The sequence below is a fragment of the Bradyrhizobium algeriense genome (genome assembly GCF_036924595.1).
GTDB classification, from domain to species: Bacteria; Pseudomonadota; Alphaproteobacteria; order Rhizobiales; family Xanthobacteraceae; genus Bradyrhizobium; species Bradyrhizobium algeriense.
The window spans coordinates 3,710,908-3,724,872 of the sequence record NZ_JAZHRV010000001.1; the positions used below are offsets into that span (position 1 = coordinate 3,710,908).

Genomic DNA, 13,965 nt, shown 5'->3' on the forward strand with positions numbered 1-13,965 from the left:
TGATACCCGACGACGATGGCGGGACGGTGCCGCAAAAACGAATCCTGACCGAGATGCCGCAGATTTAGCCGACACGAAACCCCGCCTGTTTAACCGTTTCGCTAGCCGGCGCTGCCCATAATGGGGGTCAGACCCCAATTCATGAGATCCAACACCGTGACATCCTTCGGACGTGTGATTTCCGTGCGTGGCTCCCTCGCCCGGGTCGGACTTCTGGCGTCGGGCCAGGTGCCCGTCTCCGAAGCGCGCGCCACCGTCGGCCGCTTCATCAGTATTCGCTGTGCGACGGCCACCACCATCATTGCAATGATCACCGAGGTGTCGTGCGAGAACCAGCCGAGCTCCGATGAATACATGGCGACCGCGTCGGTCGACCTGCTCGGCGAGATTTCCGGCGGGGAGCGTCCCAAGTTTCAGCGCGGCGTGACCAACTATCCGACCATCGGCGATGCCGTCGACCTCGTCACCGCAGAGGACCTCCGCACCGTCTATGCGCCGAGCGGGGCGGATCAGATCAATGTCGGCACCCTGCAGCAGGACCGCTCCGTCATCGCCTATGTCGACGTCGAGGAGATGCTTTCCAAGCACTTCGCGGTGCTCGGCTCCACCGGCGTCGGCAAATCGACCAGCGTTTCGCTGCTGCTCAACGAGATTCTTAAAGCCCGGCCGAACCTGCGGGTATTCCTGCTCGACGTCCACAACGAGTATGGCCGCTGCTTCGGTGACCGTGCGCTGGTGCTCAACCCGCGCAACCTGAAACTGCCGTTCTGGCTGTTCAATTTCGAAGAGATTGTGGACGTCCTGTTCGGCGGCCGCCCGGGCGTGCCCGAAGAGCTCGACGTCCTCGCCGAGGTCATCCCGATGGCGAAGGGTCTCTACACCCAGTACCAGAACTCCGACCGGCTCGGGCTCAAGCGCTTGGACCCGAAGTCCGGCGGCTACACCGTCGATACGCCGGTGCCCTACCGGCTGACCGATCTGATCTCGCTGATCGATGAACGGATGGGCAAGCTGGAGAACCGCTCCTCGCGCATCATCTATCACAAGCTGATGTCGCGCATCGACACCGTGCGCAACGATCCGCGCTACACCTTCATGTTCGACAACGCCAATGTCGGCGGCGACACCATGGCGGAGGTGATCAGCCATCTGTTCCGCCTGCCCGCCAATGGCCGGCCGATGACCATCATGCAGCTCGCCGGCTTCCCTGCCGAAGTCGTCGATTCCGTCGTGTCGGTGCTGTGCCGCATGGCGTTCGATTTCGGTCTGTGGAGCGACGGCGTGTCGCCGCTGCTGTTCGTTTGCGAAGAGGCGCACCGCTACGCCTCGGCCGACCGCAACATCGGTTTCGGCCCGACCCGGAAAGCCGTTTCGCGCATCGCCAAGGAGGGCCGCAAATACGGCGTCTTTCTCGGCCTCGTCACCCAGCGTCCGGCAGAACTCGACGCCACCATCATCTCCCAGTGCAACACGCTGTTTGCGATGCGGCTTGCCAACGACCGCGACCAGGCGCTGTTGCGCTCGGCGGTCTCGGACGCCGCCGCGAACCTGTTGTCGTTCGTACCCTCGCTCGGCACCCGCGAAGTGCTGGCCTTCGGCGAAGGCGTGGCGCTGCCGACGCGCCTGCGCTTCAAGGAGGTTCCGGTCCATCAGTTGCCGCGCAGCGAAGCCACCATCGCGTCGGTGCCGTCGGTCTCCGCCGGCCATGACATGCATTTCGTCTCCGCCGTGCTGGACCGCTGGCGCGGCGCCACCTCGAACCGCGACGTGCCGAACGATCCCGGCATCAACGACCGGCCCGCCGCCCGCGTCATGACGCCGGTGGAAGCGCCGATGCTGCAGCCCTCGATGGGGCTGGACCCCGACCGCTTCTCGCTGCTCAAGAAGCCGCTGCGCTGAGGCCAGAGCATGATCCGGAAAAGTGGATACCGGTTTTCCCTCGCGACAAACGCGGAACGCGTTTGCGCGGAGATCATGCTCAAATAGTAGAATCAGCGTTCGCGCGGATTCTTCGCGCGGGCCGGTATCCACCTCACCGCAAAAAGCTATATGGTTCCGGCAACGCCGCCTTGCGGCCTCAGTCGGAACCCTTTCATGAGCAAGCCCGCCACCACACGATTTCAAGCTCCCGCCATCGACAAGCTGCCGGAGGACATTCGCACCCGGATCCTCGCGGTGCAGGAGAAATCCGGCTTCGTCCCGAACGTTTTCCTGACGCTGGCTTATCGTCCGGACGAATTTCGCGCCTTCTTTGCCTATCACGACGCGTTGATGGAAAAGGACAGCGGGCTTTCCAAGGCCGAGCGCGAGATGATCGTGGTGGCGACCTCCGCCGCCAACCAGTGCCATTACTGCGTGATCGCCCATGGCGCGATCCTGCGCATCCGGGCGAAGAATCCTATCATCGCCGACCAGATCGCCGTCAACTTCCGCAAGGCCGACATCACGCCACGGCAGCGCGCCATGCTCGACTTCGCCATGAAGGTGAGCCAGCAGGCCAACACGGTTTCGGAGAGGGATTTTGCGGAAGTTGCCGGCCACGGCTTTTCCGACGACGACATCTGGGATATCGCCGCGATCGCGGCCTTCTTTGCGCTGTCGAACAGGCTTGCCAACGTCACCGCAATGCGCCCGAATGACGAGTTCTACATGATGGGACGGCTGCCGAAATGACCTGAGAATTAGCCCAAGGATTAGCCTGGGCCCCGGAGGTTTCCCGCGTTGCTGGACTGGAGCGAAATCATACTGCGTCTCGGCATCGCCACGTTCGCGGGCGGGCTGATCGGTCTCAACCGCGATCTGCACGGCAAGCCGATCGGATTGAAGACGCTGGGGCTGGTCAGCCTTGCAACGGCCATGCTGCTGGTGATGGCCCATTCGGACGAGGCTAAAATCGTCTCGGACGCCGGCAGCCGGGTGATACAGGGAATCCTGACCGGGATCGGCTTTCTCGGCGCCGGCGTCATTGTCCACGCAGGAGGTCAATTCGGGGTTCGCGGGCTCACCAGCGCCGCCTGCACCTGGTTGGCTGCCTGCATCGGAATTGTCTGCGGTCTCGGACAATGGCGGTTGGTATTCATCGCATTGGTCATCACCTTCGCGGTCCTGACCGTTGGCGGCCGAATGGAACGCTGGCTGCACAAGAGGCTTGGCGGCGAGGACGAGGCCGAACAGGAACCGCCTCCGGCCTCTTCGCCGGACAAATCGAAATAGCTGCCGGTTCAATCGGCGGGTCCGCACCAACCCGGCAGATAGACCGCGTCCTTGCTCCTGGCAAAGCCGAGCGCCTTCTCCATCGCCTTGTCGAAATTCGCCTCGACGCTTTTGCGCGAGATTTTGCGGCGCAGAAAATCCGCCCACAGAAATTCGCTGAACGGAGTGATGTCCTTTGCAAAGCCGCCGACGCGGCGCAATTCTCCGGCGAGGCTGCGGAACGGATCGTCTGCCAGGCCCGTGACCGACTTCGGCAGGTCCTTGAAGAGCCGCCGTTCGCCCTTGGCGTCGTAGGGATAGGCCCATCGCTTGTGATCCATCACGGTCCAGAACGCCTCGCGCTCGACCATGGTGAGATCGCCGATGACCGTGACCAGAACATGCTCGACGCCCTCATCATGCAGTGCACGCGCCAGATGATGATGGTCGACGACGTAATGGTGCTCGTCCGGCCCGAGCACGACCGGGATCATGTGCTTGCCGAGCAGCTCGGCGCGTTTCTTTTCCGACTTGTGCTCGCGCCAGCGCTCGCGCTTCTCCTTCACCTCTCGCAGGCCGACCGTCATCTGGGTCGGACGCAGTGACAGGATCGGGATCGGCTTGAGGATCGGGTCGCGCGTATTGGCCATGGTTGCCCCTCTGCTTCAATCCTCGTGCCCGAACCCGCAAAACTGCGCTGTGGCAAACTTTTATCATGGCATGATGGTGCGGGCCCTCAAATGGCTGCGACCCGAGGTTTGCGGCAGGCATGCCAGGGTTTGGCGGAAGCCAAAGGCCACGGGCTTCCGATCGGCGGCAGCCGGTTCCATCTGACGTTGCGCGGATGGATGGCTGCTCCGCGTCCGGCACGATTTCATGCTGCAAGATTTGATGTTGGAAGCGCTGCCGCTGTGCTAAGAAAGGCGCAGGATTTTTCGCGGATCGGCGGCAGTGAAAACCCAGCGGCCCATTATCTCGGACGATGAGCACGTCGTGCTCAAGTTCCGGCCGCGCACCTCCGCCCACCCGCCGGGCGGACGGGAAGAACCCGATCCGGCCAAGATACCCAACACCAAGACGCCCAACACCAACACATCGCCCGCGGCGAACGATCTGTCCCGCTACGAGCGGCCGCGCGACGAGGGCGATGATTTCCGTCATCGCATGCTCGCCAATGTCGCCGCGCTCGCCTTCACCGTGGCGCTGACCGCCATCGGCATCTGGCTTGCGGTCAGCATCGCCGATCTGCGCAAGACCCAGGATTGCGTGCTAATGGGCCGCCGCGACTGCGCCCGGATTTCGGTGACGCCGCTGGGGTAGTTGGTCACGATCGTCGCACCAAATCAGATCGTCATACCCGCGAAGGCGGGTATCCAGTACGCCGCGGCCTCTCGATTCAATCACTACTGTCTCTGGAATACTGGGTCACCCGCCTTCGCGGGTGACGACACCTGAATGTGCGTTCGCGATCTCGCGGCGCACAGCGCCCGAGGTTTGCATGACGTTGTCCCTCCTGAGAGGGAGCAGGGAATGCCGGGTGCTTGCTGCACCCGCGGTCTCGTGTGCAATGTGCACGAGGAAGTGCGCACACGAGCATACAGGTACAGCCGGAGCACTCCGGCATTCCCTGCGCAATGGGTTGACGGCTTATGCCGCGCTCTCCCTGGAGACGAATTCGTCTTGCCTCCATCGCTGCCGGCTTGATGGCTGATCGATCCGGTTGGATCAAATTCGCCACCGGCAGCTTGACACCAGCCACGGGTGTCAGGACCACACGGTTTTGCCGTACGCTTCAGCGCCGTACGTCCTGCGCGCTGTATTCGCTCACGGATAACCGCCCTGCGAACACTTTTCGCGCCTGACGCTGCTGCGTCCACCACATCCCGCCCCAACGTTCGTGACGATGGCCAACGCCCCTCTTCTTCAGGACGTTAGCGACAGCGTAATCCGCCGTTTCGACAAAGGTGTGAATTCACGACGTCGGCGCAGCAGTGGCGTGGCGGATTACGCCATCGGCTGATCCGCCGAACTGACCAATCTGGTTCGCAGATCCGCTACCGCCTCGCGCTGCGCCACTGCCAAACGACGTTCGCGACCCCGAAGCCGCAGATCAGCAGCAACAGCACAGCGATGACGGGATTGTCGGCGAGGTAGGCCACCGCGGCGAAGCCCGCGAAAGCCAACATCGATAGCGCCGAGGAAACCGCGAACCGCCGCCGGATTTCCAGGGGTATCGACCGATTGAACAGCACGTACATCATGTAATATCGCGACGAAAGCTCATCGGCGAATTGAAGCGGATAGTATTTGCGCGCATCCGCGTCTGCTCGCTGGAGCATCCATCCCGACACCAGCAACAGTGCACCGCTGAACGCGACCAGAAAGCCCTTCACGATGCGAGCCTCTGGGCTCGCTCGTGCGACCTGATCGCGGCAATAATCGCGCCAACTACCCCAAGGGACTTCATCCGGCGCATCCTGGTTACTCCGCAGGACGCGGCAAATTTCGATGATATCGAACCGCACGGTAGCTTGATCACACGCCCAGCCCTGTGCGCGTGTGGCGGTCCAGCCAAACTCCAATGCCGCGAAGCGCTGCTCCGAGGCTGAAAGGGCAAGCATGCAAAGGGCCTGTATCGGCATGGCGATACGCCACGGCACTTACATGCGCTGTTCGAATCGTCGGATCGGCCGCAGCAACCGGCTGCATCGCAAAAAAGCCCCTGCCCGTCTCAGCGCGTGTGCGCGCATCGGTTTCAACTCAACATAACAGGAAAATCACGATGCGCAAGCTACAGTTGTATGATCTAATGATGCGCTTTCGACACGTGGAGCGCAGCGATGTCAATCACTTGCGGCCAGAGACGGCGATGGTTTACTACGCTCTATCCATCCTACGTACTAAAGACGAGCATGGACAAGATCGATTTCAAGAAGAAGCTCTCAGCGCTCTACAGCGCGCCTAATAGCAGTTTTGCTACCGTCGACGTGCCGGTCATGAAATTCGTCAAGATCGACGGCAAAGGCGATCCCAATCGTGATCCAGCCTACACGCGTGCCATCGAGTGGCTGTACTCCGTGAGCTACGCGATGAAATTTGCCAGCAAGGCCAAATCGGGAAAAGACTACGTCGTTCCGCCCCTCGAAGGCCTTTGGTGGGCTGACAATCCCGACGATTTCGTCGGGCGCCGGAAGCATCTGTGGCGATGGACGATGATGATCATGGTGCCCGACTTCGTTGAGCGGTCCCTGTACGAGGCTGCCCTGGCAAGGTCGCGAGACAAGCTCGGGGAGCCCCCGGTCTCGCTGCGCCTTGAGCCATTGGACGAAGGGCGATGCCTGCAGACGCTGCATATCGGCAGCTATGACGACGAAGGCCCGACGCTCGCCAGGCTTCACAACGAGATTATGCCTGCGAAGGGGGTGACGTTTGCAGGCCCACATCACGAGATCTATCTGAGCGATGCACGCAGGACGCCACCGGACAAGCTCAAGACGATTCTGCGGCAACCAGTCAGAAGCGCCGGCTGAGGGCCGCGCCCTTTGCGATAGCGTAGCTCGCAGCGATGGGTTGCGCGCAGCGATGTCAATCAATTGCGGCCCGACCACAACGACGCCGCGCCAGCACTGATCCCGGGACCAAAAACCGCCATTTTTGCCCCCAAATCCGTCCCCGCCCGATCGGCCCCTTTCCATTGAACTCGGGCCCCCGCTCCGATATACGGGCACTCGACTCCGGCCGAGGAAATTGGGCCCTCCGCGGCGCCGCGCCCCGCCTCCTCCAAGCCGTTCCGGATTATCTCCAATATATCAAAGGCTTAATGATGTCTTCCACATTCGATCAGATCGCCAACATTATCGCGGAGACCTGCGACATTCCGCGCGACACGATCAAGCCGGAGAGCCACGCCATCGACGATCTGGGAATCGACAGCCTGGACTTCCTCGACATCGCCTTTGCCATCGACAAGGCGTTCGGGATCAAGATGCCGCTCGAAAAATGGACCCAGGAGGTCAATGACGGCAAGGCCACGACCGAGCAGTATTTCGTGCTGCAAAATCTCGCCGATCGCATCGACGAACTGGTCGCCGCCAAGAATGCAGCCCCGGGCGCCTAGAGCCATTTCCGTTCCGATTGAATCGGAACGGGGCTCTAGATTCTTGGTTTTGACGCGTTTTCTTGACGCGAACCGGCCTTCCACTTCGCTGGAAAACGCTTTAGTCGCCCGCCATGAACCTTGATTACTTTCAGCTCATCGACCGCATCGTCGACCTCAATCTCGACGAGAAGAAAATCACGGTCGAGGCCCAGGTTCCGGCTGTTCACACCATCTTCGAAGGGCATTTTCCGGGTTTCCCGATCATGCCCGGCGTGCTGCTGACCGAAGCGATGGCGCAGAGCTCCGGCTGGCTGATACTCGGCGTCCTGAAGTTCGAGCGCATGCCGTTCCTGGCCATCGTGAAGGAAGCCAAGATGCGGGGTTTCGTCAGTCCCGGTCAGTTGCTGACGATCGAGGCGAAGCTCGAGCACGAAGGTTCCGGTTTCGCCGTCACGAAAGTCAAGGGACGCGTCGGCAAAGAACTCAAGTGCAGCGCTGAACTAACCTTCGGTCTTACCCCCTTCCCCGACCCGGCCCTGCGCGTGCACATGGACGCAAAGGCCAACGAGATCGGCTTCCCACTGCAGGCGATAACGCATGACTGAACCAAAATCCGCAGGCGCCAAGGAAGTCTGGATCACCGGCATCGGCATCGTCTCCTCGCTCGGCGAGGGACTGGACGCGCATTGGGATGCGCTGAACGCCAGGAAGATCAACGTCGACGACAAGCGGTTTGCGCCCTACATCGTGCATCCGCTGGCGCCGGTGACGTTTGACGCCCAGATCCCGAAAAAGGGCGATCAGCGCCAGATGGAAGCGTGGCAGCGCATCGGCACCTATGCCGCAGGGCTGGCGCTGGATTCGGCCGGCATCAAAGGCGACAAGGAAATCCTGGGGCGGACGGACATGATCGTCGCCGCCGGCGGCGGCGAGCGCGACCTTGCGGTCGACCTCGCGATCATGACCGCCGACGCCAAGGGCAATTCCAGCCCCGGCTTTCTCAACGAACGGCTGATGAACGATTTGCGGCCGACACTGTTTCTCGCCCAGCTCTCCAACCTGCTCGCCGGCAACATCGCCATCGTGCACGGCGTGTGCGGAACGTCGCGCACCTTCATGGGCGAGGAAGCCGCCTCCATCGACGCGGCGCGGATCGCGCTTGCCCGCATCGAATCCGGACAGAGCGAGATTGCCCTGGTCGGCGCCGCGCATAACGGCGAGCGGTCCGATCTGCTGGTCCTCTATGAATTCGGCGACTTCAATCTGAAAGAGAAGTACGCCCCCGTCTGGCAGCGCGAAGGCGGAAGCGGTTTTGCGCTCGGTTCCGCCGGCTGTTTCCTGGTGCTGGAATCCCGCGAGCACGCCGAAGCGCGCGGCGCCAAGCCCTATGCAAAACTGACCAAGGTGGTCGCCGACCTCGCGCAGCGCAAGCAGCCCGGCGCGGTGACCAAATCGCTGGAAGCGCTGTGGCCGAAGCTCGGCATCGCCGGCGACAGCGGAAATCTGATCACTGGCGCGACTGGCGCCGAGCCGGTGACCTCGGAAGAAAAGGCGTTTCTGCGCCAGCATCCGGGATTCGCGGTGCGCGCCACCGGAACGATGTTCGGCCACACGCTGGAGACCCAGTTTCCGCTGGGCCTGGCGCTCGCCGCGCTTTCGCTCTCCCGCGGCGCGCTGTTTCCGCCTCACGATCCGACCGGGCTTGAGGTTGAAAAGGCTGATGCCCCGGACCAGATTGTGGTGGTGGGGGCCGGTCACTGGCAGGGCGAAGGCATGGCCCTGGTCGAGGCCGTCAAGTAGAGCGCGATCGGGAACGCTTTCGGCGGGAGCACAGCCGAGAGCAGAAACTAGCGCGAGAGCGCTTTCAGTTACGGCGCAACATCGGGGGAACCATGTCAGCACCATCAGATAAATTCGGCAGGCCGATCGTCGTCGTCACCGGCATGGGTGTGGTGACGTCGCTCGGCGCCGGCAAGACGGACAATTGGCGCAAGCTAACCGCGGGCGAATCCGGCATCCGCACCGTGACGCGGTTCCCGATCGACGGGTTGAAATCGACCATGGCGGGCACGGTCGATTTCGTCACCGTCGATCCCGTCACCTCGACGGGATTGACCGAGCGGCTGGCCGAAATGGCCACCGAGGAAGCGCTCGAACAGGCCGCGATCGGCGCCAAGGCCGATTTTCCCGGACCGCTGTTTCTCGCGGTAGCGCCGGTCGAGGTCGAATGGCCGCAGCGGCTCGAACTCGGACGCGCGATCGGCAAGACCGAATTCGGCTATGACGACATGCTGCGCCTCAGCGGCGGCGGCCGGTTCACAGCCTACCATCACCGTTTCATGTTCGGCTCGGTGGCGAGCCATCTGGCCGAAGCGTTCGGCACCAAGGGCTCGCCGATCTCGCTGTCGACGGCCTGCGCCTCCGGCGCGACCGCAATCCAGCTCGGCGTCGAGGCGATCCGCCGCGGCGACGCTGACGCGGCGCTGTGCGTGGCGACCGACGGCTCGGTCAACCCGGAAGCGATGGTGCGGTTCTCGCTGCTGTCGGCGCTATCGACGCAGAACAATCCGCCGCAGGCCGCCTCAAAGCCGTTCTCGAAGAACCGCGACGGTTTTGTCATGGCGGAAGGCGCCGGCGCGATGGTGCTGGAAAGCTACGAGTCCGCTATCGCCCGCGGCGCGAAGATTCTCGGCGTGGTGGCCGGCTGCGGCGAGCTGACCGACTCGTTCCACCGCACCCGCTCCAGCCCGGACGGCAAGCCGATCATCGGCTGCATGCGCAAGACGCTGGCGGATGCCGGTCTCGAACCGGAGCAGATCGACCACATCAACGCGCACGGCACCGCGACGCCGGAAAACGACAAGATGGAATACAACACGACCGCGGTCGTGTTCGGCGAGCATCTGCCGAAGATCCCGGTGTCGTCGAACAAGTCGATGGTCGGGCATACGATTTCGGCGGCCGGCGCAGTCGAGGCGGTGTTCTCGCTGCTCACGCTGGAGCACCAGCGGATTCCGCCGACCATCAATTACGAGATTCCGGATCCGGCGATCCTGTTCGATGTGGTCGGCAATACCGCGCGCGACGCCAAGGTCACCGCCGTGATGTCGAACTCGTTCGGTTTCGGCGGGCAAAACGCCTCGCTGATCCTGACCCGCGAACCGGTCTAGTAGGCTAGCTGCCTCGCAAACATGAACCGCCTGTTCCTACGCACCAAGGCGCGCCTGCGCGACGCCGTAAAGCCTGTGGCGGAATTAGCCGTCGGCGCGCTGACGATCGTGCTGCTGCGCACCACGCGCTTTTTCGATCCGGACAAGACCGCGAATTTCTTCGGCCGCGCCACCCGCTTCATCGGACGACGGCTGCGTGAGGACCGCATTGGGCGTGAGAATCTTAACGCCGCCTTCCCTGAGAAATCGCCCGAAGAGATCGAAACCATTCTGGCCGGCGTGTGGGACAATCTGGGCCGCATCGGCGCCGAGTTCGCCCATCTCGATCACATCTGGGACTACGACGTCGAGCATCCGGACAAGCCGAGCCGCGTCGAGTTCGGCGCGCGGACCAAGCAGATTTTCGACCACCTGCGCGACGACGGCAAGCCGGCGATCATCTTCGCGAGCCATCTCGGCAATTGGGAGATCCCGGCGCTCGGCGCGGTCGCGCATGGGCTGGACTGCGCGATCCTGTTCCGCCGCCCCAACATCGAGTCCGCCGACCGCGCCATCGAACGGATCCGCGCCGTCAAGATGGGCACGCTGGTGCCGGCCGGCCGCGAGGCGCCGCTCAAGCTCGCCGAGGCCCTGCAGCGAGGCCAGCACGTTGCGATGCTGGTCGATCAATACATGGGCAATGGCGTCGAGGTGACGTTCTTCGGCCGCAAGACCAAGGCCAACCCGACACTGGCGCGGCTGTTGCGGCAGGTCGATTGCCCCGTGCACGGCGTGCGCATCATCCGCCTGCCCAACCACCGCTTCCGCGCCGAACTGTCCGAAGAGGTCAAGCCGGTGCGCGACGCCTCGGGCCAGATCGACATCCAGGGCACGATGCAGGCGGTGACGTCAGTGATCGAAGGCTGGGTGCGGGAATATCCGGACCAGTGGCTCTGGCTGCACAGAAGGTGGCGGTAGCGGCTCTCTTTGTAGCTCGCCTATCCGCCGAACAGCAGGCCGAGGCTCCATGCCTTCATCGCGACCGTCGATGCCAGGACAAAGATAATCTGCAGCAGCGTGCGCGTTGAAAAGAACGTGAGGATGTTGGTCATGTGATGCTCCCGGAGGGAGCTATAGGTTCTGCGTCGGGTTTCGGCAAGGCTACATACTAAAAGCATCAACACTGTCATTCCGGGATGGTGCGTAAGCACCAGACCGGGAATGACGGTAGACCCATCACCTCCCCGTCTTCACCCTCGTCCACAGCCGGTTGATCACGCGCTGGGTGGCGGGGTCGCGGGCCTGGATGACGAACAGCTTTTTCTGCGTCGCCTCGTCCGGATAGATATTTTTGTCGTTGAGGATCTTTGGATCGACCAGCTTCTGGCTCGCCAGATTGCCGTTGGCATACGACAAAAAGTCCGAATTCTTCGCCGCGACGTCCGGACGGTAGAGATAGTTGATCAGCTCGTAGGCCTCCGCGACGTTCTTCGCATCCGCCGGGATCGCGAGATTGTCGAAGAACATCTGCGCGCCCTCTTTTGGAATCGTGTAGCCGATCTCGATGCCGTTCTTGGCTTCCGCCGCGCGGCTGCGCGCCTGCATGATGTCGCCGGACCACCCCACCACGAAGCAGATTTCGCCTGATGCCAGCGCGCCCAGATATTCCGAGGAATGAAACTTGCGCACGTTAGGCCGGATCTTGCTGACGAGCTCGGCGGCCTTCTCCAGATCGGCCTGCCTGGTCGAGTTCGGGTCGATCCCGAGATAGCCGAGCGCCGCGGGCAGAATGTCGTCAGCGGAATCCAGCATGTGGATGCCGCAGTCTTTGAACTTGGCGAGGTTCTCCGGCTTGAAGACAATGTCCCAGCTATCGATCCTGGCGTCCGGCCCGAGGATTTTCTGCATCGTCTTGACGTTGTAGCCGATGCCCGTGGTGCCCCACATGTAGTTGGCGGCGTAATTGTTGCCGGGATCGTAGGTCGCGAGCTGGCCGGTCACAACAGGCCAGGCGTTGGCGAGGTTCGGCAGCCTGGACTTGTCGAGCTTGAGAAAAACCTTTGCCGTGATCTGGCGCTGCAGGAAATAGCCGGTGGGAACCACGACGTCGTAGCCCGACTTCCCTGCCAGGAGCCGCGTCTCCAGCGTCTCGTTGGCGTCGAACGTGTCGTAGACCACCTTGATGCCGGTCTCCTTGGTAAAGTCCTCCAGCACCCCCGGGGCCATATAGTTCGACCAGTTGTAGAAGTTGACCGTGCGCTCCTGCGCCCAGGTGGGCGAGAGCGACAGCGCGACTGTCATCACGCCGATCAGGCGAAGCAAACTTCGGAGAAGGTCGCGCATCTGCTACCTCTTGCGACGGCCGCGCACCGCATCCGACAGGCGCTCCAGCGCGGTATCCAGCGTTTCGTCTTTCTTGGAAAAACAGAACCGCACCACCGAGGTCACCGCGTCCTGCTCGTAGAACGCCGACACCGGAATCGCGGCGACTTTATAATCGCTCACGATACGCTTGCAGAACTCGACGTCGGTTTCGTTGAGCCCGAGCGGCGACAGGTCGACGGTGAGAAAATACGTGCCCTGCGATTTCAGCACGGGAAAGCCGATGCTCTCCAGTCCCTTCGTCAAGCGGTCCCTGCTCCGCGCCAGCTCCTTGCGCATGTCGTAAAAATATTCATCTGGCTTGCCGAGGCCGTAGGCGACCGCGGCCTGCAGGTTCGGCGCAGTGGTGAAGGTCAGAAACTGGTGCACTTTTGCAGCCACGCGCAGCAGCGGCGGCGCGGCGCAGACGAAGCCAACCTTCCATCCCGTCAGCGAAAAAATCTTGCCGGCGCTGCCGACCTTGATGGTGCGGTCGCGCATGCCCGGGATCGTGATCAGCGGGATATGCTCGCGGCCGTCGAAGACGACGTGTTCCCAGACCTCGTCACAGATCGCGATGGTGTCGAACTGCTGGCAGTACCGCGCCAGCAATTCGAGGTCTTCGCGGGGATAGACCACCGCAGCCGGGTTGAGCGGGTTGTTGAACAGCACCGCCTTGGTCTTGGAATTGAAGACGCTGGCCAGCATCTCTTCCGTCAGCCGCCAGCCCGGCGGTTCGAGCCGCAACAGGCGCGGAATACCGCCGGCCTGGCGGATGATCGGCAAATAGCTGTCATAGACCGGCTGGAACACCACGACCTCGTCGCCGGGTTCGACGACGGCGAGGATGGACGCCGTCAGCGCCTCGGTGCCGCCGGAGGTCACCATCACCTCGGTCATGGGATCGAGTGAGAGCTTGTGCCAGCGTCCATAATGGGCCGCGATCGCCTGCCGCAGTTCGGGAATGCCCATCATCGACGGGTATTGGTTGTAGCCGTTCACCGTCGCGTCGGCCGCGGCACGGCGGATGTCCTCCGGCCCGGGATCGTCGGGAAAGCCCTGGCCGAGATTGATGGCGTTGTTGTCGCGGGCGGCCTGCGACATCGCCTCGAACACGGTGACCGGAAGGTCGGCAAAGACCTTGTTCATGGATGTCATGGTGGA

14 protein-coding genes are annotated in these 13,965 nt (G+C 62.5%); 10 read left to right on the forward strand and 4 right to left on the reverse strand.

Annotated elements, in window-relative coordinates:
- Positions 1-141: 141 nt before the first annotated feature.
- The 3 genes from V1286_RS18290 to V1286_RS18300 all read left to right on the forward strand — a co-directional run bounded on the left by V1286_RS18290 (position 142) and on the right by V1286_RS18300 (position 3,213).
- Positions 142-1,899: an ATP-binding protein gene (locus V1286_RS18290; RefSeq protein ID WP_334481483.1), complete on the forward strand. Its 1,758-nt coding sequence runs from the start codon at positions 142-144 to the stop codon at positions 1,897-1,899.
- Positions 1,900-2,094: 195 nt separating this feature from the next.
- Positions 2,095-2,673 carry a peroxidase-related enzyme gene (locus V1286_RS18295; RefSeq protein ID WP_334481485.1) on the forward strand — a complete coding sequence of 193 codons (579 nt, stop codon included), beginning with the start codon at positions 2,095-2,097 and terminating at the stop codon, positions 2,671-2,673.
- Between the two features lie 48 nt (positions 2,674-2,721).
- Positions 2,722-3,213 carry an MgtC/SapB family protein gene (locus V1286_RS18300; RefSeq protein WP_334481486.1) on the forward strand — a complete coding sequence of 164 codons (492 nt, stop codon included), beginning with the start codon at positions 2,722-2,724 and terminating at the stop codon, positions 3,211-3,213.
- Between the two features lie 8 nt (positions 3,214-3,221).
- On the opposite strand, the gene V1286_RS18305 is transcribed toward V1286_RS18300, so the two are convergent.
- Positions 3,222-3,842, reverse strand: coding sequence for a ParB-like protein (locus tag V1286_RS18305; RefSeq protein ID WP_334481488.1), 621 nt, complete (start codon positions 3,840-3,842; stop codon positions 3,222-3,224).
- A 301-nt stretch (positions 3,843-4,143) separates the two neighbouring features.
- On the opposite strand from V1286_RS18305, the gene V1286_RS18310 reads away from it, so the two are divergent.
- Entirely contained in the window at positions 4,144-4,512 is a 369-nt protein-coding gene (locus V1286_RS18310) for a hypothetical protein (protein WP_334481490.1), read from the forward strand.
- Positions 4,513-5,246: 734 nt separating this feature from the next.
- Here V1286_RS18310 and V1286_RS18315 read toward each other — a convergent pair.
- Complete coding sequence (locus tag V1286_RS18315) at positions 5,247-5,852, reverse strand: hypothetical protein (RefSeq protein ID WP_334481492.1); 606 nt, start codon at positions 5,850-5,852, stop codon at positions 5,247-5,249.
- A gap of 252 nt (positions 5,853-6,104) precedes the next feature.
- On the opposite strand from V1286_RS18315, the gene V1286_RS18320 reads away from it, so the two are divergent.
- The 6 genes from V1286_RS18320 to V1286_RS18345 all read left to right on the forward strand — a co-directional run bounded on the left by V1286_RS18320 (position 6,105) and on the right by V1286_RS18345 (position 11,418).
- Positions 6,105-6,722 carry a GyrI-like domain-containing protein gene (locus tag V1286_RS18320; protein WP_334481493.1) on the forward strand — a complete coding sequence of 206 codons (618 nt, stop codon included), beginning with the start codon at positions 6,105-6,107 and terminating at the stop codon, positions 6,720-6,722.
- 293 nt (positions 6,723-7,015) lie between these two features.
- The gene (locus V1286_RS18325) at positions 7,016-7,309 is read left to right on the forward strand and encodes an acyl carrier protein (protein WP_028346689.1); all 294 of its coding nucleotides are present in this window, start codon (positions 7,016-7,018) and stop codon (positions 7,307-7,309) included.
- Between the two features lie 113 nt (positions 7,310-7,422).
- Positions 7,423-7,896: a 3-hydroxyacyl-ACP dehydratase FabZ family protein gene (locus tag V1286_RS18330; RefSeq protein ID WP_108513696.1), complete on the forward strand. Its 474-nt coding sequence runs from the start codon at positions 7,423-7,425 to the stop codon at positions 7,894-7,896.
- The gene (locus V1286_RS18335) at positions 7,889-9,091 is read left to right on the forward strand and encodes a beta-ketoacyl-ACP synthase (protein WP_334481494.1); all 1,203 of its coding nucleotides are present in this window, start codon (positions 7,889-7,891) and stop codon (positions 9,089-9,091) included. The genes V1286_RS18330 and V1286_RS18335 overlap by 8 nt, the downstream gene beginning before the upstream one ends.
- A gap of 92 nt (positions 9,092-9,183) precedes the next feature.
- Complete coding sequence (locus V1286_RS18340) at positions 9,184-10,461, forward strand: beta-ketoacyl-ACP synthase (protein ID WP_108513698.1); 1,278 nt, start codon at positions 9,184-9,186, stop codon at positions 10,459-10,461.
- Between the two features lie 21 nt (positions 10,462-10,482).
- Positions 10,483-11,418, forward strand: a complete 936-nt coding sequence (locus V1286_RS18345; protein ID WP_334481497.1) for a lipid A biosynthesis lauroyl acyltransferase — start codon at positions 10,483-10,485, stop codon at positions 11,416-11,418.
- Between the two features lie 258 nt (positions 11,419-11,676).
- Here V1286_RS18345 and V1286_RS18350 read toward each other — a convergent pair whose 3' ends face one another.
- Together V1286_RS18350 and V1286_RS18355 are read right to left on the reverse strand one after the other, a co-directional pair.
- Positions 11,677-12,741 carry a polyamine ABC transporter substrate-binding protein gene (locus V1286_RS18350; protein ID WP_334489719.1) on the reverse strand — a complete coding sequence of 355 codons (1,065 nt, stop codon included), beginning with the start codon at positions 12,739-12,741 and terminating at the stop codon, positions 11,677-11,679.
- A gap of 45 nt (positions 12,742-12,786) precedes the next feature.
- Complete coding sequence (locus tag V1286_RS18355; RefSeq protein WP_334481499.1) at positions 12,787-13,959, reverse strand: aminotransferase; 1,173 nt, start codon at positions 13,957-13,959, stop codon at positions 12,787-12,789.
- Positions 13,960-13,965: the final 6 nt, after the last annotated feature.

Bases quoted from the DNA above. Each gene is read 5' to 3' on its own strand.
- V1286_RS18350 (WP_334489719.1), bottom strand. From the start codon at position 12,741: ATGACAGTCGCGCTGTCGCTCTCGCCCACCTGGGCGCAGGAGCGCACG.
- V1286_RS18340 (WP_108513698.1), top strand. From the start codon at position 9,184: ATGTCAGCACCATCAGATAAATTCGGCAGGCCGATCGTCGTCGTCACC.
- V1286_RS18335 (WP_334481494.1), top strand. From the start codon at position 7,889: ATGACTGAACCAAAATCCGCAGGCGCCAAGGAAGTCTGGATCACCGGC.
- V1286_RS18320 (WP_334481493.1), top strand. From the start codon at position 6,105: ATGGACAAGATCGATTTCAAGAAGAAGCTCTCAGCGCTCTACAGCGCG.
- V1286_RS18290 (WP_334481483.1), top strand. From the start codon at position 142: ATGAGATCCAACACCGTGACATCCTTCGGACGTGTGATTTCCGTGCGT.
- V1286_RS18325 (WP_028346689.1), top strand. From the start codon at position 7,016: ATGTCTTCCACATTCGATCAGATCGCCAACATTATCGCGGAGACCTGC.
- V1286_RS18345 (WP_334481497.1), top strand. From the start codon at position 10,483: ATGAACCGCCTGTTCCTACGCACCAAGGCGCGCCTGCGCGACGCCGTA.
- V1286_RS18355 (WP_334481499.1), bottom strand. From the start codon at position 13,959: ATGACATCCATGAACAAGGTCTTTGCCGACCTTCCGGTCACCGTGTTC.
- V1286_RS18295 (WP_334481485.1), top strand. From the start codon at position 2,095: ATGAGCAAGCCCGCCACCACACGATTTCAAGCTCCCGCCATCGACAAG.
- V1286_RS18330 (WP_108513696.1), top strand. From the start codon at position 7,423: ATGAACCTTGATTACTTTCAGCTCATCGACCGCATCGTCGACCTCAAT.
- V1286_RS18305 (WP_334481488.1), bottom strand. From the start codon at position 3,842: ATGGCCAATACGCGCGACCCGATCCTCAAGCCGATCCCGATCCTGTCA.